Source organism: Enterobacter cloacae complex sp. S1, from assembly GCF_014930525.1.
Lineage (GTDB): Bacteria > Pseudomonadota > Gammaproteobacteria > Enterobacterales > Enterobacteriaceae > Enterobacter > Enterobacter hormaechei_C.
Window position 1 is genome coordinate 1 of the sequence record NZ_JADBRE010000031.1, and the last position, 18763, is coordinate 18763.

17 protein-coding genes and 1 tRNA gene are annotated in these 18763 nt (G+C 57.3%); 8 read left to right on the forward strand and 10 right to left on the reverse strand.

Features of this window, described 5'->3' with window-relative positions:
- The first annotated feature begins 502 nt into the window (after positions 1-502).
- The 5 genes from lldP (at position 503) to trmL (ending at position 6152) form a co-directional block, all read left to right on the forward strand.
- Positions 503-2158 (forward strand): L-lactate permease, encoded by a 1656-nt coding sequence (gene lldP / locus IM290_RS18740; RefSeq protein ID WP_193042088.1) that lies wholly within the window; start codon positions 503-505, stop codon positions 2156-2158.
- Positions 2155-2928, forward strand: coding sequence for a transcriptional regulator LldR (gene lldR, locus IM290_RS18745; protein ID WP_006808630.1), 774 nt, complete (start codon positions 2155-2157; stop codon positions 2926-2928). The genes lldP and lldR overlap by 4 nt, the downstream gene beginning before the upstream one ends.
- Positions 2925-4112, forward strand: a complete 1188-nt coding sequence (lldD, locus tag IM290_RS18750; protein WP_193042089.1) for an FMN-dependent L-lactate dehydrogenase LldD — start codon at positions 2925-2927, stop codon at positions 4110-4112. Before lldR ends, lldD begins: the two co-directional genes overlap by 4 nt.
- Before the next feature lie 180 nt (positions 4113-4292).
- Complete coding sequence (locus IM290_RS18755) at positions 4293-5633, forward strand: aromatic acid/H+ symport family MFS transporter (RefSeq protein ID WP_032651952.1); 1341 nt, start codon at positions 4293-4295, stop codon at positions 5631-5633.
- A gap of 45 nt (positions 5634-5678) precedes the next feature.
- A complete protein-coding gene (gene trmL / locus IM290_RS18760; RefSeq protein ID WP_003860178.1) occupies positions 5679-6152 on the forward strand; it encodes a tRNA (uridine(34)/cytosine(34)/5-carboxymethylaminomethyluridine(34)-2'-O)-methyltransferase TrmL in 474 nt (157 codons plus the stop codon).
- A 38-nt stretch (positions 6153-6190) separates the two neighbouring features.
- Here the strand turns inward: trmL and ilvC are convergent, their stop codons facing one another.
- Positions 6191-7666: a ketol-acid reductoisomerase gene (ilvC, locus tag IM290_RS18765; RefSeq protein ID WP_006808634.1), complete on the reverse strand. Its 1476-nt coding sequence runs from the start codon at positions 7664-7666 to the stop codon at positions 6191-6193.
- Between the two features lie 152 nt (positions 7667-7818).
- Here ilvC and ilvY point away from each other — a divergent pair, with 152 nt between their 5' ends.
- Entirely contained in the window at positions 7819-8709 is an 891-nt protein-coding gene (gene ilvY, locus IM290_RS18770) for an HTH-type transcriptional activator IlvY (RefSeq protein ID WP_017693777.1), read from the forward strand.
- Between the two features lie 97 nt (positions 8710-8806).
- Here ilvY and ilvA read toward each other — a convergent pair whose 3' ends face one another.
- From ilvA to ilvL, 7 genes are all read right to left on the reverse strand, one after another.
- Complete coding sequence (gene ilvA, locus IM290_RS18775) at positions 8807-10351, reverse strand: threonine ammonia-lyase, biosynthetic (RefSeq protein WP_026094330.1); 1545 nt, start codon at positions 10349-10351, stop codon at positions 8807-8809.
- A gap of 2 nt (positions 10352-10353) precedes the next feature.
- Positions 10354-12204 (reverse strand): dihydroxy-acid dehydratase, encoded by a 1851-nt coding sequence (gene ilvD, locus IM290_RS18780; protein ID WP_193354489.1) that lies wholly within the window; start codon positions 12202-12204, stop codon positions 10354-10356.
- 60 nt (positions 12205-12264) lie between these two features.
- Entirely contained in the window at positions 12265-13194 is a 930-nt protein-coding gene (gene ilvE / locus IM290_RS18785) for a branched-chain-amino-acid transaminase (protein ID WP_003860182.1), read from the reverse strand.
- A gap of 12 nt (positions 13195-13206) precedes the next feature.
- Positions 13207-13476: an acetolactate synthase 2 small subunit gene (gene ilvM / locus IM290_RS18790; protein ID WP_193042090.1), complete on the reverse strand. Its 270-nt coding sequence runs from the start codon at positions 13474-13476 to the stop codon at positions 13207-13209.
- Positions 13473-15119, reverse strand: a complete 1647-nt coding sequence (gene ilvG, locus IM290_RS18795) for an acetolactate synthase 2 catalytic subunit (protein ID WP_193354490.1) — start codon at positions 15117-15119, stop codon at positions 13473-13475. The genes ilvM and ilvG overlap by 4 nt, the downstream gene beginning before the upstream one ends.
- Positions 15120-15121: 2 nt before the next feature.
- Positions 15122-15172, reverse strand: coding sequence for a peptide IlvX (ilvX, locus tag IM290_RS18800; protein ID WP_166792073.1), 51 nt, complete (start codon positions 15170-15172; stop codon positions 15122-15124).
- A gap of 86 nt (positions 15173-15258) precedes the next feature.
- A complete protein-coding gene (gene ilvL / locus IM290_RS18805) occupies positions 15259-15357 on the reverse strand; it encodes an ilv operon leader peptide (protein WP_001311244.1) in 99 nt (32 codons plus the stop codon).
- Positions 15358-15697: 340 nt separating this feature from the next.
- Here ilvL and IM290_RS18810 point away from each other — a divergent pair, with 340 nt between their 5' ends.
- A complete protein-coding gene (locus IM290_RS18810; protein WP_193042091.1) occupies positions 15698-17218 on the forward strand; it encodes a YifB family Mg chelatase-like AAA ATPase in 1521 nt (506 codons plus the stop codon).
- 27 nt (positions 17219-17245) lie between these two features.
- On the opposite strand, the gene IM290_RS18815 is transcribed toward IM290_RS18810, so the two are convergent.
- Positions 17246-17584, reverse strand: a complete 339-nt coding sequence (locus IM290_RS18815; protein ID WP_006808641.1) for a DUF413 domain-containing protein — start codon at positions 17582-17584, stop codon at positions 17246-17248.
- A gap of 106 nt (positions 17585-17690) precedes the next feature.
- Here IM290_RS18815 and hdfR point away from each other — a divergent pair, with 106 nt between their 5' ends.
- Positions 17691-18524 carry an HTH-type transcriptional regulator HdfR gene (gene hdfR / locus IM290_RS18820; RefSeq protein WP_202951935.1) on the forward strand — a complete coding sequence of 278 codons (834 nt, stop codon included), beginning with the start codon at positions 17691-17693 and terminating at the stop codon, positions 18522-18524.
- Between the two features lie 99 nt (positions 18525-18623).
- On the opposite strand, the gene IM290_RS18825 is transcribed toward hdfR, so the two are convergent.
- A tRNA-Trp gene (locus tag IM290_RS18825) sits at positions 18624-18699 on the reverse strand.
- Between the last annotated feature and the right edge of the window lie 64 nt (positions 18700-18763).

Here is an 18763-nt window from a genome sequence, read left to right on the forward strand (position 1 = left end):
GTTAAAATCTATATGTGAAATTTACCTTAATTAAAATTTTTTGCTACAGCTTAGATTTCGCATTTTTAACCAAAAAAATTTTATTTATAGCAAATAAATCACTCTGCTCACATATATACAGCTTTTCAAAAACACAAATAAAGCAAACAAACCTCATTCAATTCACGTAATATTATCACCTCCCCATTTTATTCAACATCTTTTACGCGTCGTATCTGCTCAAAAACGAATGTAATGCTCTCCACCTGACTACCGCTCTCAACGCACACGGTGAGTTAATTTTGCGGGTTTGGTCCTACCAATCATGCGCAAAGCTATCCATCGTTCACAGTTTTGATGCTCCACTTCACAAAACCATTGCCGAATAGCAACACTTGGTTAACTATTTATTGCCATTAACCCTACATCACAATATTGGATGGACCACTTTTACACTAAGTGTGACGCTGAGATGAGCAGAGACTCACCCGACGAACACCTGTGTGGTCCTCAGGAGACCTGCATGAGCCTCTGGCAACAAAACTACGATCCGGCCGGGAATATCTGGCTGTCGAGCCTGATCGCATCGCTACCGATCCTGTTTTTCTTCTTTGCGCTAATTAAGCTCAAGCTGAAGGGCTACCTTGCCGCAACGTACACCGTTGCCATCGCCCTGCTGGTGGCTCTGTTCTTCTATAAAATGCCGGTCGATCGCGCGCTGGCCTCCGTGGTGTATGGTTTCTTCTACGGCCTGTGGCCGATTGCGTGGATCATCATCGCCGCCGTCTTTGTCTACAAAATCTCGGTCAAAACCGGGCAGTTCGATATTATTCGCTCGTCGATTCTCTCTATTACACCGGACCAGCGTTTACAGATGCTGATTGTCGGTTTCTCCTTCGGGGCGTTCCTTGAAGGGGCGGCAGGATTTGGCGCGCCGGTGGCGATCACCGCCGCTCTGCTGGTCGGGCTGGGCTTTAATCCGCTGTATGCCGCTGGCCTGTGCCTGATTGTGAACACCGCCCCGGTAGCGTTTGGCGCGATGGGCATTCCGATTCTGGTGGCGGGCCAGGTGACCGGGCTGGACAGCTTCGAGATCGGCCAGATGGTGGGTCGCCAGCTGCCGTTCCTGACCATTATCGTGCTGTTCTGGATCATGGCGATTATGGACGGCTGGCGCGGCGTGAAGGAGACCTGGCCTGCGGTGATGGTAGCGGGCGGTTCGTTCGCCATTGCCCAGTATCTCAGCTCCAACTTCCTCGGCCCGGAACTGCCGGACATCATCTCTTCCCTGGTGTCGCTGGTCTGCCTGACGCTGTTCCTGAAACGCTGGCAGCCGGTACGTATCTTCCGCTTTGCTGACATGGGCGCATCGCACGTGGATCAGACGCTGGCGCGCACCGGCTATACCGCCGGACAGATTGTGCGCGCATGGTCACCGTTCCTGTTCCTGACCGCCACCGTGACGCTGTGGAGCATTCCGCCGTTTAAAGCCCTGTTCGCCCCGGGCGGCGCGCTGTACGACATGGTGATTAATATCTCCGTGCCGTTCCTCGACAAAATGGTCGCACGTATGCCGCCGGTGGTGCACGACGCCACGCCATATGCGGCAGTGTTTAAGTTCGACTGGTTCTCAGCCACCGGCACGGCCATCCTGTTTGCCGCTATCCTTTCCGTAGTGTGGCTGCGCATGAAGCCTGCCGCCGCGGTGCAGACCTTTGCGGTGACGATTAAAGAGCTGATGTTGCCGATTTACTCCATCGGCATGGTGCTGGCGTTCGCGTTTATTTCGAACTACTCCGGCCTGTCGTCGACGCTGGCGTTAGCGCTGGCGCATACCGGCCACGCGTTTACCTTCTTCTCGCCGTTCCTCGGCTGGCTGGGGGTGTTCCTGACCGGTTCAGATACGTCATCTAACGCCCTGTTTGCCGCCCTACAGGCCACGGCTGCGCAGCAGATTGGCGTCTCGGACGTGCTGCTGGTCGCCGCGAACACCACCGGCGGCGTGACCGGGAAGATGATCTCGCCGCAGTCCATCGCCATTGCCTGTGCCGCGGTGGGGCTGGTAGGCAAAGAGTCGGATCTGTTCCGCTTTACCGTTAAACACAGCCTGATATTTACCTGCATGGTGGGCGTGATCACCACATTGCAGGCCTATGTCTTAACCTGGATGATTCCATGATAGTGATGCCCAGACGCCTGTCCGACGAGATTGCCACTCGCGTACGGGCGCTGATAGAAGAACAACAGCTGGAAGCGGGCATGAGATTGCCCGCCGAGCGTCAGCTTGCCGCTCAGCTTGGCGTGTCGCGCAACTCACTGCGCGAGGCGCTGGCGACGCTGGTTAGTGAAGGGGTGCTGCTGAGCCGTCGCGGCGGCGGCACCTTCGTGCGCTGGCAGCATGACGACTGGTCCGAACAAAACATCGTGCAGCCGCTGAAGACGCTGATGGAAAACGACCCGGACTACAGCTTCGACATCCTCGAAGCGCGTCACGCCATCGAAACCAGTACAGCGTGGCACGCGGCGATGCGGGCAACCGACGCCGACAAAGAGAAGCTCAAAGCCTGTTTTGAAGCCACGCAAAGCAGCGACCCGGACATCGCCTCCCAGGCAGATGTGCGGTTCCATCTGGCGATTGCCGAGGCCTCGCACAACGTGGTGCTGCTGCAAACCATGCGCGGGTTCTTCGACCTGCTGCAATCCTCCGTGAAGCAGAGCCGCCAGCGCATGTATCTGGTCCCGCCGGTGTTTGCTCAGCTGACCGAACAGCACGAGGCGGTGCTCAACGCCATTCTGGCCGGTGATGCCGAGGCCGCGCGCAAGGCGATGATGGCGCATCTCGGCTTCGTGCATACCACCATTAAACGATTCGATGAAGATCAGGCCCGACAGGCGCGTATTACCCGTCTGCCTGGCGAGAGTGATATTTCCAGGGAGAACAAAGCATGATTATTTCAGCAGCCAGTGATTATCGCGCCGCGGCGCAGCGCATTTTGCCCCCGTTCCTGTTCCACTACATTGACGGCGGGGCGTATGCCGAATACACCCTGCGCCGCAACGTGGAAGACCTGTCGGAGGTGGCCCTGCGCCAGCGCGTGCTGAAGAATATGTCTGACCTGAGCCTTGAGACGAAGCTGTTTAACGAAACGCTCTCCATGCCGGTAGCGCTCGCACCTGTCGGTTTATGCGGCATGTATGCCCGTCGCGGTGAAGTGCAGGCCGCCGCCGCCGCAGATGCCAAAGGCATTCCGTTTACCCTTTCCACCGTGTCCGTCTGCCCGATTGAAGAAGTCGCCCCGACCATCAAGCGCCCGATGTGGTTCCAGCTGTACGTCCTGCGCGATCGCGGTTTTATGCGCAACGCACTGGAGCGCGCCAAAGCGGCGGGCTGCTCAACGCTGGTCTTTACCGTCGACATGCCGACCCCCGGCGCGCGCTACCGCGACGCCCACTCCGGCATGAGCGGCCCTAACGCGGCCCTGCGCCGTTACTGGCAGGCGGTGACGCACCCGCAGTGGGCGTGGGATGTGGGCGTGAACGGCCGTCCGCACGATCTGGGCAATATTTCGGCCTACCTGGGTAAACCGACCGGGCTGGAAGATTACATCGGCTGGCTGGCGAACAATTTCGATCCATCTATCTCATGGAAAGACCTGGAGTGGATCCGCGAATTCTGGGACGGCCCGATGGTGATCAAAGGGATCCTCGACCCGGAAGATGCCCGCGACGCGGTACGTTTTGGCGCCGATGGGATCGTGGTCTCTAACCATGGTGGCCGCCAGCTTGACGGGGTGCTCTCCTCCGCCCGCGCCCTGCCGGCCATTGCCGATGCGGTGAAAGGCGATATTGCGATCCTGGCCGACAGCGGCATCCGTAACGGGCTGGACGTGGTGCGCATGATCGCCCTGGGCGCGGACAGCGTGCTGCTGGGCCGTGCTTACCTGTACGCGCTGGCCACCAGCGGCCAGGCGGGCGTGGCGAATCTGCTGAACCTGATCGAGAAAGAGATGAAGGTGGCGATGACGCTGACCGGTGCGAAAACAATCGGTGAAATCAGCAAAGACTCTCTGGTGCAGGAGCTCAGTAAGCTGCCTGCGGCGCTGGCCCCTCTTTCTCAGGGAAACGTGGCCTGATCTCCCCCGGTTAGCCTCCCCTTCTTCCGCGCCCGACTTCCCCCTCGGGCGCTTTTTTTGTCGAAAATAACACCTGCGTAACATTCTGGATAAGAAAATTTGACATCCACCTGCCGTCCGCAATTGTATAGACAAGCAAATACAAGAACACAAAAACAACATCAGATCGGAGTGGAGCGTATGGCGTATTCAGGTAAGGTGGATATTCAGCAGGTGATCGATGAAAGTCCTTTTTCAGGGTTTCACTGGCTTCTAATTGTGCTGGGCTTTCTGGTGCTGGCGATTGATGGGTTTGATACCGCAGCGATGGGTTACATTGCGCCTACGCTGTCGACGGAGTGGGGAATACATAAACAGGATCTGGGGCCGGTGCTGAGTGCGGCGCTGCTGGGGCTGTCGCTGGGAGCCCTGATTGCAGGTCCGGTATCGGACCGGATGGGACGCAAGCGCGTACTGGTCTTTTCGTGTCTGTTCTTCGGCCTGGCGAGCCTGGGCACGGCCTGGGCGCAAAGTCTGAATACCCTGACGCTATGGCGATTTCTGACAGGCCTCGGCCTCGGCGCCGCAATGCCTAACGCCATTACGCTGATCTCCGAATTTGCCCCCCAGCGCTGTCGCGCCATGGCGATCAATACCATGTACTGCGGCTTCCCTCTGGGTGCGGCGGGCGGCGGCGCGATCTCGTCCTGGCTTATCCCTCACCACGGCTGGCGAAGCGTGCTGCTGACCGGCGCGATTGCGCCGTTGATTTTAACGGTGCTGCTGGCGCTGCTGTTGCCGGAGTCGGTGAAGTTTCTGGTGCAGCGCGGGAAAGACGTCGCCCAGGTTCGCCGCATCGCCAGCCGGTTCGCCCGCAGCACGCTGGATAGCGTCACGGGCTTTTTCCTCGCGGAGGAGAAAGTCGCGTCGAAAAAAGGCAGCGTGTCGCAGCTGTTTTCCATGCCCTGGCTGCCCGGCACCCTGATGCTGTGGGTCACCTATTTTATGGGACTGGTGATTTATTACGTCCTGCTGAGCTGGATGCCAACGCTGATGCAGGGGATGGGATATGCGCTGGCGGAATCCGCCTGGCTCACCTCGCTGTTCACCTTCGGCGGCACCGCTGGCATTTTGCTCGCGGGCTGGATGATGGATCGCTGGGAAGCGCACAAGGTGGTCGCGTGTGGTTTCGTGCTGACGATGGGCCTGATTCTTTTACTCGGCATTGAGCATAACCATATCGCCCTGTTTGGCGGGTTAATTTTCCTGATGGGGATCGCGATGAACGGCGCGCAGTCGGGCATGCAGACCCTGGCCGCCACCTTTTACCCTACCGAATGCCGAGCGACGGGTATCGCCTGGATGCAGGGGATCGGCCGCTTCGGCGGCGTGGCGGGCACCATGACCAGCGCCCAGCTTCTTTCCATGCAGTGGCAGGCGGACAGTATTTTAATGATCCTCAGCGTACCTGCTCTCGTGGCCGCGGCGGCAACCGTCTACAAAATGCTGTATAGCCGCGCGCAGGAACCGGGCGTCGCCTAGTCCCTCTCTTTTCTGCTATTCTGCCCCCGCAATTAAGGGGGCAGCATGCTTAACATCGTCTTATTCGAACCAGAAATTCCGCCGAACACCGGCAATATTATCCGCCTGTGCGCCAACACCGGTTTTCGTCTGCACATTATTGAGCCGATGGGCTTTACGTGGGACGACAAACGTCTGCGCCGCGCGGGGCTGGACTACCATGAGTTTACCGCCGTCGTTCGTCATCACGATTACGCCGCGTTTCTGGGATCCGAAAAACCACAGCGCATGTTCGCCCTGACCACCAAAGGTACGCCAGCGCACAGCGCCGTAAGCTATCAGGACGGGGATTATCTGATGTTTGGTCCGGAAACCCGCGGCCTGCCGGCCACCATTCTGGATGCCCTGCCCGCTGAGCAGAAAATTCGTATTCCGATGATGCCGGACAGCCGCAGCATGAACCTGTCGAATGCGGTGTCGGTGGTGGTGTATGAGGCGTGGCGCCAGCTGGGTTATCCCGGCGCGATATTGCGTAGCTAAAACAGTTCGGGTGGCTTACGCCACCCGATTCGTCGTGTTTAGCCTGCTACCGCGATACGTTTCATATCGGTCATGTAGCCACGCAGTTTCTGGCCCACTTTCTCGATTTCGTGGCTGCGAATCGCTTCGTTGACGTCACGCAGCTGCGCGTTATCAACCGCTCCTTCCGCAATCGCCTGGCCCAGATCGCCCGCTTGCAGGGTGGTCATGAACTCTTTCAGCAGCGGTACGCAGGCGTAAGAGAACAGGTAGTTACCGTACTCGGCAGTATCGGAGATCACCACGTTCATCTCATACAGACGTTTACGAGCGATGGTGTTTGCGATCAGCGGCAGCTCGTGCAGCGATTCGTAGTACGCAGATTCTTCAATGATGCCCGAATCCACCATGGTTTCGAACGCCAGCTCAACGCCCGCTTTCACCATCGCGATCATAAGGACGCCTTTATCGAAGTACTCCTGCTCGGTGATCTTGCCGTCATACTGTGGTGCGGTTTCGAACGCGGTTTTACCGGTCTCTTCGCGCCAGGTCAGCAGTTTCTTATCGTCATTCGCCCAGTCCGCCATCATGCCGGAAGAGAACTCGCCGGAGATAATGTCGTCCATATGTTTCTGGAACAGCGGCGCCATGATGGTTTTCAGCTGTTCAGAGAGTGCGAACGCGCGCAGTTTTGCCGGGTTGGACAGTCGGTCCATCATCAGCGTAATGCCGCCCTGCTTCAGCGCTTCGGTGATGGTTTCCCAGCCGAACTGAATCAGTTTTTCCGCGTATGCCGGATCGGTGCCTTCTTCCACCAGCTTGTCGAAGCACAGCAGAGAGCCGGCCTGGAGCATGCCGCACAGGATGGTCTGCTCGCCCATCAGGTCAGATTTCACTTCCGCAACGAAGGAAGATTCCAGCACGCCCGCACGATGGCCGCCAGTGGCCGCAGCCCAGGCTTTGGCAATCGCCATGCCTTCGCCTTTCGGATCGTTTTCCGGGTGAACGGCGATCAGCGTCGGTACGCCGAAGCCACGTTTGTACTCTTCGCGCACTTCGGTGCCCGGACACTTCGGTGCCACCATCACTACGGTGATGTCTTTACGGATCTGCTCGCCCACTTCAACGATGTTGAAGCCGTGGGAGTAACCCAGCGCGGCGCCATCTTTCATCAGCGGCTGTACGGAACGCACAACGTCAGAGTGCTGCTTGTCTGGCGTCAGGTTAACCACCAGATCCGCCTGCGGGATCAGCTCTTCGTAGGTGCCCACTTTGAAGCCGTTTTCGGTCGCTTTACGCCAGGAAGCACGCTTCTCAGCAATCGCTTCTTTGCGCAGGGCGTAGGAGATATCCAGCCCGGAGTCACGCATGTTCAGGCCCTGGTTCAGACCCTGTGCGCCACAGCCGACAATGACCACTTTTTTACCCTGAAGGTAGCTCGCGCCATCAGCAAATTCATCGCGCGCCATGAAGCGGCATTTGCCCAGCTGCGCCAGCTGCTGGCGCAAGTTCAGTGTATTAAAGTAGTTAGCCATGGGTGATACCTCGTGATGTTGTGTGTCTTATTGTTCGGTTCGCGTTTCAGCGAGAATGTACCCACATTACAACAGGAAATTTATTGCGGAAATTGATATATTCACAACGTCACATTGCAATTTATGCAATGTAAAAAGAGGGAGTGGAATCGGTGGATTTACGCGATCTGAAAATGTTCCTGCACCTGGCGGAAAGCCGTCACTTTGGCCGTAGCGCCCGGGCGATGCACGTCAGCCCCTCCACGCTGTCGCGCCAGATCCAGCGCCTTGAGGAAGACCTCGGCCAGCCGCTGTTCGTGCGCGATAACCGCACCGTCACCCTCACGGAAGCAGGTGAAGAGCTGCGCATCTTTGCCCAGCAAACCTTGTTACAGTATCAGCAGTTGCGGCACACCATCGACCAGCAGGGGCCGTCGCTTTCCGGCGAGCTGCATATTTTCTGTTCCGTGACCGCTGCCTACAGCCATCTTCCCCCCATTCTCGACCGCTTCCGCGCGGAACATCCGTCGGTTGAAATTAAGCTCACCACCGGCGATGCCGCCGACGCGATGGAAAAAGTGGTTACGGGCGAAGCGGATCTGGCGATTGCCGGAAAACCTGAAACGCTGCCGGGGGCGGTGGCGTTCTCGATGCTGGAGAATCTGGCGGTAGTGCTGATTGCCCCGGCGCTGCCCTGCCCGGTGCGCAACCAGGTTTCGGTGGAGAAACCGGACTGGTCCACGGTGCCGTTTATCATGGCCGATCAGGGGCCGGTGCGCCGCCGCATTGAGCTGTGGTTCCGCCGCCAGAAGATCAGTAACCCGTCGATTTACGCCACGGTCGGCGGCCATGAGGCGATGGTATCGATGGTGGCGCTCGGCTGCGGCGTAGCGCTGCTACCGGAAGTGGTGCTGGAAAACAGCCCGGAGCCGGTGCGCAATCGCGTGATGATTTTAGAACGCAGCGATGAGAAAACGCCGTTCGAGCTCGGCGTGTGCGCACAAAAAAAGCGGCTGCATGAGCCGCTTATTGATGCGTTCTGGACGATATTGCCGAACCACTAAAGCCGGGTGGCGCTGCGCTTACCCGGCCTACACGCAGTTCAACCCTTAGAACGTAGGCCTGATAAGCGCAGCGCCATCAGGCATTTTCCCGAACAACCTAACCCGCCAGGAAGAAACGGAACGCCGGGTTGTGGGTTTCGTCATGGCACTCATAGCCCAGCTCGTTCAGGCGCGTTTCGAAATCCGGTTCGTGCTCGCCCAGCTCGAACGCCGCCAGTACGCGGCCATAGTCGGTGCCGTGGCTGCGGTAGTGGAACAGAGAGATGTTCCAGTGCGTGCCCAACGTGTGCAGGAACTTGAGCAGCGCGCCCGGCGATTCCGGGAACTCGAAGCTGAACAGGCGTTCCTTCAGCGGCTTGGATGGACGGCCGCCGACCATGTAACGCACGTGCAGCTTCGCCATCTCGTCGTCGGAGAGATCGACCACGCTGTAACCGCCGTCATGCAGCAGGCTGAGGATCTCTTTGCGCTCCTCCACACCACGGCTCAGACGCACGCCGACAAAAATGCACGCATCTTTGGCATCGGCAAAGCGGTAGTTGAACTCCGTTACCGAACGACCGCCCAGCAGCTGACAGAACTTCAGGAAGCTGCCCTTCTCTTCCGGAATGGTCACCGCCAGCAGCGCTTCACGCTGCTCACCCAGCTCACAGCGCTCGGAAACGTAGCGCAGACCGTGGAAGTTCACGTTGGCACCGGAAAGCACGTGCGCCAGACGCTCGCCGCGAATATTGTGCTGGGCGATGTATTTTTTCATTCCCGCCAGCGCCAGCGCGCCGGATGGTTCCGCCACCGCACGCACATCCTCGAAGAGATCTTTCATCGCCGCGCAGATAGCGTCGCTGTCGACGGTGACGATATCGTCGAGATACTCCTGGCACAGGCGGAACGTTTCGTCGCCAATGCGCTTCACCGCCACACCCTCGGCGAACAGCCCGACGCGCGGCAGGTCGACCGGATGTCCGGCGTCCAGCGCCGCCTTCAGGCAGGCAGAGTCTTCCGCTTCGACCGCAATCACTTTGATCTGCGGCATCAACTGTTTGATCAGCACCGCCACACCTGCGGCTAAGCCGCCGCCGCCCACCGGGACGAAAACGCGGTCGAGATGGGCATCCTGCTGCAACAGTTCCAGCGCCAGCGTACCCTGCCCGGCAATTACCATCGGGTGATCGAACGGCGGCACCCAGGTGAAGCCCTGCTGCTGCGCCAGCTCAATCGCTTTGGCTTTGGCTTCGTCAAAGTTAGCGCCGTGAAGCAGCACTTCTCCGCCGAACCCGCGCACCGCGTCGACCTTGATATCTGCGGTGGCGACCGGCATCACGATCAGCGCCTTCAGCCCCAGACGCGCCGAGGAGAACGCCACGCCCTGCGCGTGATTGCCCGCCGAGGCGGTAATCACCCCGCGCGCTTTCTGCTCGTCCGTCAGCCCGGCCATCATCGCGTAGGCGCCGCGCAGCTTGAAGCTGTGCACCGGCTGCCTGTCTTCACGCTTCACCAGAATGACGTTGTCGAGACGCGAAGAGAGTTTGTCCATTTTTTGCAGGGGCGTGACCTGCACCGCTTCATAGACCGGCGCGCGTAGTACCGCTCTCAGGTATTCCGCCCCCTCCGGGGCGGCGGATAAGGGTTGTGACTCGGCCATCATTAGCCCCCAAGTTTAGATTTATCGCGCACCGCGCCTTTATCTGCACTGGTGGCAAGGCTCGCATAGGCGCGCAGGGCGAAGGAGACTTCACGCTGACGATCTTTCGGCGTCCAGGCTTTGTCGCCGCGCGCTTCCTGCGCTTCACGACGGGTCGCTATTTCCTGGTCGCTCAGCTTCAGCTGAATACCACGATTCGGAATGTCGATTTCGATCAGGTCGCCATCTTCGATGATGGCGATGTTGCCGCCGCTTGCCGCTTCTGGCGAGACGTGGCCGATGGAGAGACCGGAGGTCCCGCCGGAGAAACGACCGTCGGTGATCAGCGCGCAGGCTTTACCGAGGCCCATCGATTTCAGGAAGGTGGTCGGATAGAGCATCTCCTGCATGCCCGGACCGCCTTTCGGCCCTTCGTAGCGGATGACAACCACGTCGCCTTCCACCACTTTGCCGCCGAGGATAGCGTCTACCGCTTCGTCCTGGCTTTCATACACTTTTGCCGGGCCGGTAAATTTCAGGATGCTGTCGTCCACGCCTGCGGTTTTCACAATGCAGCCATTTTCCGCGAAGTTACCGTACAGCACGGCCAGACCGCCGTCTTTGCTGTAGGCATGTTCCAGCGAGCGAATGCAGCCTTCGGCGCGATCGTCATCCAGCGTGTCCCAGCGGCAATCCTGCGAGAACGCCTGGGTGGTACGGATGCCCGCCGGACCGGCGCGATACATGTTTTTCACCGCGTCGTCTTTGGTCAGCATCACGTCGTACTGCTCCAGCGACTCCGGCAGCGTCAGGCCGAGCACGTTTTTCACGTCGCGGTTCAGCAGCCCGGCGCGATCCAGCTCGCCGAGAATACCAATCACGCCACCCGCACGGTGGACATCTTCCATGTGGTACTTCTGGGTACTCGGCGCGACTTTACACAGCTGCGGCACTTTGCGGGAGAGCTTGTCGATGTCGCTCATGGTGAAGTCGATTTCAGCTTCCTGCGCGGCGGCCAGCAGGTGCAGAACGGTGTTGGTGGAACCGCCCATGGCGATATCCAGCGTCATGGCGTTTTCGAACGCCGCTTTGCTGGCGATGTTGCGCGGCAGCGCGCTGGCGTCGTCCTGCTCATAGTAGCGTTTGGTCAGCTCAACGATGCGCTTGCCCGCGTTAAGGAACAGCTGTTTACGGTCGGCGTGGGTCGCCAGCAGCGAGCCGTTGCCCGGCTGCGAAAGGCCAAGCGCTTCGGTCAGGCAGTTCATGGAGTTGGCGGTGAACATCCCGGAACAGGAGCCGCAGGTCGGGCACGCGGAGCGTTCCACCTGGTCGCTCTGCTCGTCAGAGACTTTCGGGTCCGCGCCCTGGATCATCGCATCGACCAGGTCGAGCTTGATGATTTTGTCGGAGAGCTTGGTTTTCCCCGCTTCCATTGGGCCACCAGAGACGAAGATCACCGGAATGTTCAGGCGCAGGGAAGCCATCAGCATCCCCGGGGTGATTTTGTCGCAGTTGGAGATACAGACCATCGCATCGGCGCAGTGGGCATTAACCATGTACTCCACCGAGTCGGCGATCAGCTCGCGCGACGGCAGTGAATAGAGCATCCCCCCGTGGCCCATTGCGATACCGTCATCCACCGCAATGGTGTTGAACTCTTTCGCCACGCCGCCGGAGGCTTCGATTTGCTCGGCAACCAGCTTACCGAGATCGCGCAGGTGCACGTGGCCCGGCACAAACTGGGTGAAGGAGTTCACCACGGCGATAATTGGCTTGCCGAAATCGGCGTCGGTCATTCCGGTGGCGCGCCACAGTGCGCGGGCACCCGCCATATTACGGCCGTGGGTGGTGGTGGCTGAACGATACTTAGGCATGCTTTATTTACTCCCGTCTGACTATTTAATGGGACGGTGCGTGCCGTCCCAAATTTATATTTAGTGATTAACCTGATCCAACCAGCCGTATTTGTCTTCTGTTTCGCCGGTGAACAGGCCGAAGAAGGCTTGCTGAATGCGTTTGGTGACCGGGCCACAGCGGCCTTCGCCCACCTGAATGCCGTCTACGCTACGCACCGGCGTAATTTCAGCCGCGGTACCGGACATGAACACTTCGTCAGCCAGGTACAGGGATTCGCGGGACAGTACCTGCTCGCGCACTTCGATACCCAGATCTTTTGCCAGCTTGATGATGGCGTCGCGGGTGATGCCCGGCAGCGCGGACGAGGTGAACGGCGGGGTGAACAGAATGCCGTCTTTCACTTCAAACAGGTTTTCGCCCGCACCTTCGGAGATGTAGCCATTCACATCCAGCGCGATACCTTCCTGATAGCCGTGACGGCGCGCTTCGCTGCCGACCAGCAGTGAGGAAAGGTAGTTACCGCCCGCTTTAGCCGCAGTCGGGATAGTGTTTGGCGCCACGCGGTTCCAGGAAGAAACCATTGCGTCGATCCCCTGATCCAGCGCTTCCGCGCCCAGGTAGGCGCCCCACGGGAACGCGGCAATGATCACATCGGTGTTATAGCCGGCGGGCGGGTTCACGCCCATGCCAACGTCGCCCACGAACACCAGCGGACGAATATAGGCGCTGGTCAGTTTGTTCTGGCGAATCACCTCGCGGCAGGCTTCCATCAGCTCATCAACGCTTTGGGAGACCGGGAAACGATAAATTTTGGCTGAGTCATGCAGACGCTGCATGTGTTCGCGATGGCGGAACACCACTGGCCCTTTGTGAGAATCGTAGCAACGGATCCCTTCAAACACGGAGGTGCCGTAGTGCAGCGCGTGGGACATCACGTGAACTTTCGCGTCTTCCCAGCGAACCATCTCACCATTGAACCAAATGTAATCAGCTTTTTTTGTCGTCATTTTTTCGTCCTGTCACGCTTGAGCGCGGATTTGTTGTGATGTGGTTGTGCTCTGGCAGATGGCAACATGGGCAACGTCTACCAGTTTTGATAACTGACTAAACAGTAAGTCGACCGGCCGCGGGCTGGCAACGGTTAATTCGATACTGATGTTCTGCGCGTCGGTGGCCGTTTCCATATTCATAGAGCAAATCTGAAAGCCACGGTGGCGAACCACGCGCAATACGCGTTCTAACGTTTCCGGGTTGAAGCGAGCCTGCACGGCGACCTGATGTTGCATCATGATAATTTCTCCAGCATTTGTGAGTTACTGGCACCGGGCGGTACCAACGGCCAGACGTTCTCAAGCTCGTCGATTGAGACATGAAGCAGGTATGGCCCTTCGCTTGACAGCATGGTGTCGAGTGCCGCTTCAACCTGGTCTTTACGGGTGATGTGCTGGCCAGGAATGCCGAAGGCGCTGGCCAGGGTGAGGAAATCGGGGTTATCGGTCAGGGTCGTTTCGCTGTAACGCTCCTGGAAGAACAGCTGCTGCCACTGGCGAACCATGCCTAAACGCTGGTTATCGAGCAAGACGATCTTCAGCGGTAACTGCTTACGCTTCACGGTGCCGAGCTCCTGGACGTTCATCATGAAGGAGCCGTCACCGGAGATACAGATAACGGTATCGTTCGGGCGGGCAACCTGTGCGCCCACGGCAGCGGGCAGGCCGAAGCCCATCGTGCCTAAGCCGCTCGAGGTGATGAAGTTCTCCGGGCGGGTGTAGGTCATGTGCTGGGCTGACCACATCTGATGCTGGCCGACATCCGTCGTCACCACGCTGTCTGCGGGTTTACGGTCTGACAGCTGTTTCAACAGCAGCGGCGCATAGATGGCGTCGCCTGGGTGATCGTAACGCCACGCGTGTTCAGTACGCATATCAGCGGTGTGCTGACGCCATGGGTTGATATCCAGCGGCTGCTCCAGCGCCGGTAACAGCGCGTTAAGATCGCCCTGCAACGCGACATGCGCCTGACGCAGTTTGTTCATCTCCGCCGGGTCGATGTCCATATGGATCACTTTGGCGTTCGGCGCGAAGGTATTCAGCTTGCCGGTAACGCGGTCGTCAAAACGTGCGCCGACGGCGATAAGCAAGTCGCATTCCTGCACCGCCAGGTTTGCCGCTTTGGTACCATGCATCCCCAGCATGCCGAGGTAGTACGGGTAATCCGCCTCTACCGCACCGAGACCTTTCAGCGTGCAGGTGGCGGGCATTTGCGTGGTCGCAATGAACGCGCGAAGCGCCGGAACAGCCTGCGCCATGCCCACGCCGCCGCCTACGTACAGCATCGGTTGTTTGGCCTGCGCCATCATCTGACGCGCCTCTTCCACCTCTGCATGCGGGAACACATTATCGCTTTTCACGGTAGAGAAATGCGGCTCCAGATCGCCGAGTGCAACCTGGATATCTTTCGGGATATCAACCAGAACCGGGCCAGGACGACCAGAGCTGGCAACCTCGAACGCTTCGGCCATCACACGCGGCAACTCTTCGAGAGACTGAACGAGGAAGCTGTGTTTGGTGCAGGCCAGCGATAAACCGAGCACATCCACTTCCTGGAAGGCATCGGTGCCGATGAACGGAGAGGCCACCTGGCCAGTGATCGCCACCACGGGTACGGAATCGAGCAGCGCGTCAGCCAGGCCGGTGATCAGGTTCGTTGCGCCCGGACCTGAGGTGGCCATACAGACGCCGGTTTTACCGGTCGCACGGGCATAACCGATGGCGGCCATCGCTGCGCCCTGCTCGTGTCGGCACAAGAGGTGTTCCACGCCGCCGTCATACAGTGCATCGTAAATCGGCATAATTGCGCCACCCGGATAACCGAATACGGTTTCGACTCCCTGCGCGCGCAACGCATGTACTACCCATTGTGCCCCATTCATAGTTAGTTCCCCGTCATAAATCTGGAGAAACAGAATTTTGTGCTAGTCGTCATTCTCTGCTCCTCATTTAAGTTTTTTAGTCATAAAAAAACCCCCGGACCTTTCGGTGCGGGGGTCTTAGTTCGTTAAGGCTTGATTTCTAAGCCTTTCCTCGTCCAAGTGCAGCCCCGCACGGTGGGATAATAATCACCACCACGCTAATCACGACCAGGCTAATCACTCGTAGAAGGGCTGTCATTTTCAGTTCTTTTTGCATCTTGTTCGAAGGAATACCTAAAGAGTTACCACAGATATTTCATCTGACACAAGATTTTTTTATGACCTATATCTGTAGCATGCGAACTATTTCTTTCAAAATCGTTGTTTTATATAGGGAAAAAATAGAAATGAAGATTTTTCATTTTTTTGTCCTGTTTCATCAGGCAAGGCGCGCATGATTTCTTTTCTGCGAGGCCGATTCCACCGACATGTAAGGATTACATTTTGCCGCTAAAAGGCTGGAACGAGCGCCGTAATTCAGTGAATTAGTGTTAAACAGGAAAAAATGATGCTGGCATAGTCACCGCCAAGGAGGGCTTATGTCACTGTCAGTTGTTTATACACGCGCGGCCATCGGCGTGAAGGCACCGCTTATTTCTGTAGAGGTTCATTTAAGTAATGGACTGCCCGGGCTGACGCTGGTTGGCTTACCAGAAACGACCGTTAAAGAGGCGAGGGATCGCGTGCGCAGCGCAATTATTAATAGCGGTTATGCTTTTCCGGCGAAGAAGATCACCATTAACCTTGCGCCCGCCGATTTGCCAAAGGAGGGAGGGCGATATGATTTACCTATTGCTATAGCGCTTCTCGCAGCTTCTGAACAGCTCAATACGCCAGGGCTAAGCACGTGTGAGTTCGTGGGTGAATTAGCGCTTACAGGCGCGTTAAGAGGCGTTCCCGGAGCAATCTCGGGTGCGCTTGAAGCCATACGCGCGGGAAGACAAATCATTGTGGCCAATGAAAATGCCTCTGAAGTAAGCCTTATCGCCGAAAAGGGGTGTCTTGTCGCAGGACATTTGCAAGAGGTTTGCGCCTGGCTGGAAGGCCGACACGAGCTTGCCGAGCCGCAGGAGAATGACGAGGTGACGCCAGCTTCGCCCGAGGATCTCAGCGATATTATGGGTCAGGAACAGGGTAAGCGGGCGTTAGAGATAACGGCCGCGGGTGGGCATAACCTGTTACTGATAGGTCCGCCAGGCACGGGGAAAACGATGCTGGCGAGCAGATTGAGCGGCCTGTTGCCCCCCCTCAATAATCACGAAGCGCTGGAAAGCGCCGCGATATTTAGCCTGGTCAGTTCTACGTCGCTGTATAAACAGTGGCGCCGCCGTCCTTTCCGCTCTCCACATCACAGTGCGTCTCTTACCGCGATGGTGGGCGGGGGCTCGATCCCCGGACCGGGTGAAATCTCACTGGCGCACAACGGCATTTTGTTTCTGGATGAATTGCCAGAGTTTGAACGCCGCGTGCTGGATGCATTGCGGGAGCCGATTGAATCCGGCGAAATCCATTTGTCTCGTACACGGGCCAAAATAAGCTACCCTGCGCAGTTTCAGCTGGTCGCGGCGATGAACCCTAGTCCTACGGGTCATTATCAGGGCAATCATAATCGCTGTACGCCGGAGCAGACGCTGCGCTATCTGAGTAAGCTGTCTGGCCCCTTCCTCGACCGTTTTGATTTATCTCTCGAGATCCCCCTGCCCCCGCCCGGTCTGCTGAGGCAAACCGGTATTAGGGGCGAAAGCTCAGCAACTGTGCGTGAACGGGTTATTGCGGCGCAGGCGCGGCAGTATGCTCGTCAGAACAGGCTGAATGCCCGGCTGGATAACAGCGGGATCCGACAGTTTTGTTCTCTCAACGCTGAAGATGCAGGCTGGCTGGAAGAGACACTGACGCGGTTTGGGCTATCCATTCGCGCGTGGCAGCGTTTGTTGAAAGTAGCGCGCACGGTCGCCGACGTGGAGGGCTGCCCCGGAATAGAGAGGCGGCATTTGCAGGAGGCATTAAGTTACCGTGCGATCGATCGGCTGCTGTTGCATCTGCAAAAAATGCTGGCGTAAAAAAAGGGGCCGTAGCCCCTTCTCTTCTTAATCGTCAGACTCGGTGTAGTCTTCTGCACCTTCCATCTGCGGCTTACCGCCAGACAGCGTATGGAAACGCTTAGGACGCTTAATGCGAGCCATATACTTGATCCATACACGTTCTGCATCAGACTGCGGCTCACGCTCACCACGGCAAACAGAGACAAACTGTTTTTCATCTTCGGTTGCCGGTTCACGTTTACCCAGATCCAGCTCGTTAAAGGCATAACCATGGCGCTCAAGAAGTTGAGCTTCTTTGATAGTGAAATCGCCGTGACGAGAGAACCCGCGCGGGTAATGTTTATTGTCGAAAAAACGATTAGTCGTCGTAAAGCTTTCCGCCATCCTACACGCTCCTAATTCTTTGGCCGAGCTATTTATGGCGCGGAGTATTAGTTACGCTTGACAGAGTGTAAAACAAAACATTTAAATCATAACGACAAATAATTTTGTGGAGAAAGATGTGGATACGGAATTGCTAAAAACTTTCCTCGAAGTGAGCAGAACGCGACACTTTGGGCGAGCAGCTGAAGCCCTCTACCTGACGCAGTCAGCAGTCAGTTTTCGTATTCGACAGCTGGAAAATCAACTGGGTGTGAACCTTTTTACCCGCCATCGCAACAATATTCGTTTAACTCCGGCTGGTGAAAAGTTGTTGCCTTATGCAGAAACCCTGATGAATACCTGGCAGGCAGCGCGAAAGGAGGTTGCGCACACCTCCCGGCATAATGAATTCTCGATCGGTGCCAGCGCATCGCTATGGGAATGCATGCTCAGCCAATGGCTTATGCGGCTATATCGCACACACAACCATCTGCAATTTGAGGCGAGGATTGCGCAACGTCAGTCGCTGGTTAAGCAACTCCACGAGCGGCAGCTTGATCTGCTGATCACCACAGAAGCACCCAAGATGGACGAATTTAGCAGCCAGATTGTTGGACAATTTAGCCTGGCGCTCTATGCATCGGAGCCTGCAATGATGAAGGCCGGCCTGAATTATTTACGCCTGGAATGGGGGCCTGATTTTCAGCAGCACGAGACGGGGTTAATTGCCAGCGATGATATCCCGCAGCTCACGACAAGCTCTGCGGAGATCGCATGCCAGCATCTTCCCGCATTGAAAGGCTGTACCTGGTTACCTGTTCGCTGGGCGGATAATAAACCCGCACTCCATGTTGTCACCGATTCGACAACGCTCTCTAGGCCGCTGTATGCCATTTGGCTGCAAAACAGCGATAAGCAGTCGCAGATAAAAGATCTGTTAAAAACCAGCATACTGGATTAACGCAAAAGCCTGCGGAAACGCAGGCTGCTTATTCTTCAGGAAGGTGTTGAGCTGTTTTGCAGGCAAAAAAAATCCTTTGCCGAAGCAAAGGATTCTATATGGCAGGGGCGGAGAGACTCGAACTCGCGACACCCGGTTTTGGAGACCGGTGCTCTACCAACTGAGCTACGCCCCTAAAGTTTTTGCCATTAAGCCTGCCGAAAGGGCAGGCTTAATGTCTTAATAAGTGGCGGAACGGA

Bases quoted from the DNA above. Each gene is read 5' to 3' on its own strand.
- lldP (WP_193042088.1), top strand. From the start codon at position 503: ATGAGCCTCTGGCAACAAAACTACGATCCGGCCGGGAATATCTGGCTG.
- lldR (WP_006808630.1), top strand. From the start codon at position 2,155: ATGATAGTGATGCCCAGACGCCTGTCCGACGAGATTGCCACTCGCGTA.
- lldD (WP_193042089.1), top strand. From the start codon at position 2,925: ATGATTATTTCAGCAGCCAGTGATTATCGCGCCGCGGCGCAGCGCATT.
- IM290_RS18755 (WP_032651952.1), top strand. From the start codon at position 4,293: ATGGCGTATTCAGGTAAGGTGGATATTCAGCAGGTGATCGATGAAAGT.
- trmL (WP_003860178.1), top strand. From the start codon at position 5,679: ATGCTTAACATCGTCTTATTCGAACCAGAAATTCCGCCGAACACCGGC.
- ilvC (WP_006808634.1), bottom strand. From the start codon at position 7,666: ATGGCTAACTACTTTAATACACTGAACTTGCGCCAGCAGCTGGCGCAG.
- ilvA (WP_026094330.1), bottom strand. From the start codon at position 10,351: ATGGCCGAGTCACAACCCTTATCCGCCGCCCCGGAGGGGGCGGAATAC.
- ilvD (WP_193354489.1), bottom strand. From the start codon at position 12,204: ATGCCTAAGTATCGTTCAGCCACCACCACCCACGGCCGTAATATGGCG.
- ilvE (WP_003860182.1), bottom strand. From the start codon at position 13,194: ATGACGACAAAAAAAGCTGATTACATTTGGTTCAATGGTGAGATGGTT.
- ilvM (WP_193042090.1), bottom strand. From the start codon at position 13,476: ATGATGCAACATCAGGTCGCCGTGCAGGCTCGCTTCAACCCGGAAACG.
- ilvG (WP_193354490.1), bottom strand. From the start codon at position 15,119: ATGAATGGGGCACAATGGGTAGTACATGCGTTGCGCGCGCAGGGAGTC.
- ilvL (WP_001311244.1), bottom strand. From the start codon at position 15,357: ATGACAGCCCTTCTACGAGTGATTAGCCTGGTCGTGATTAGCGTGGTG.
- IM290_RS18810 (WP_193042091.1), top strand. From the start codon at position 15,698: ATGTCACTGTCAGTTGTTTATACACGCGCGGCCATCGGCGTGAAGGCA.
- IM290_RS18815 (WP_006808641.1), bottom strand. From the start codon at position 17,584: ATGGCGGAAAGCTTTACGACGACTAATCGTTTTTTCGACAATAAACAT.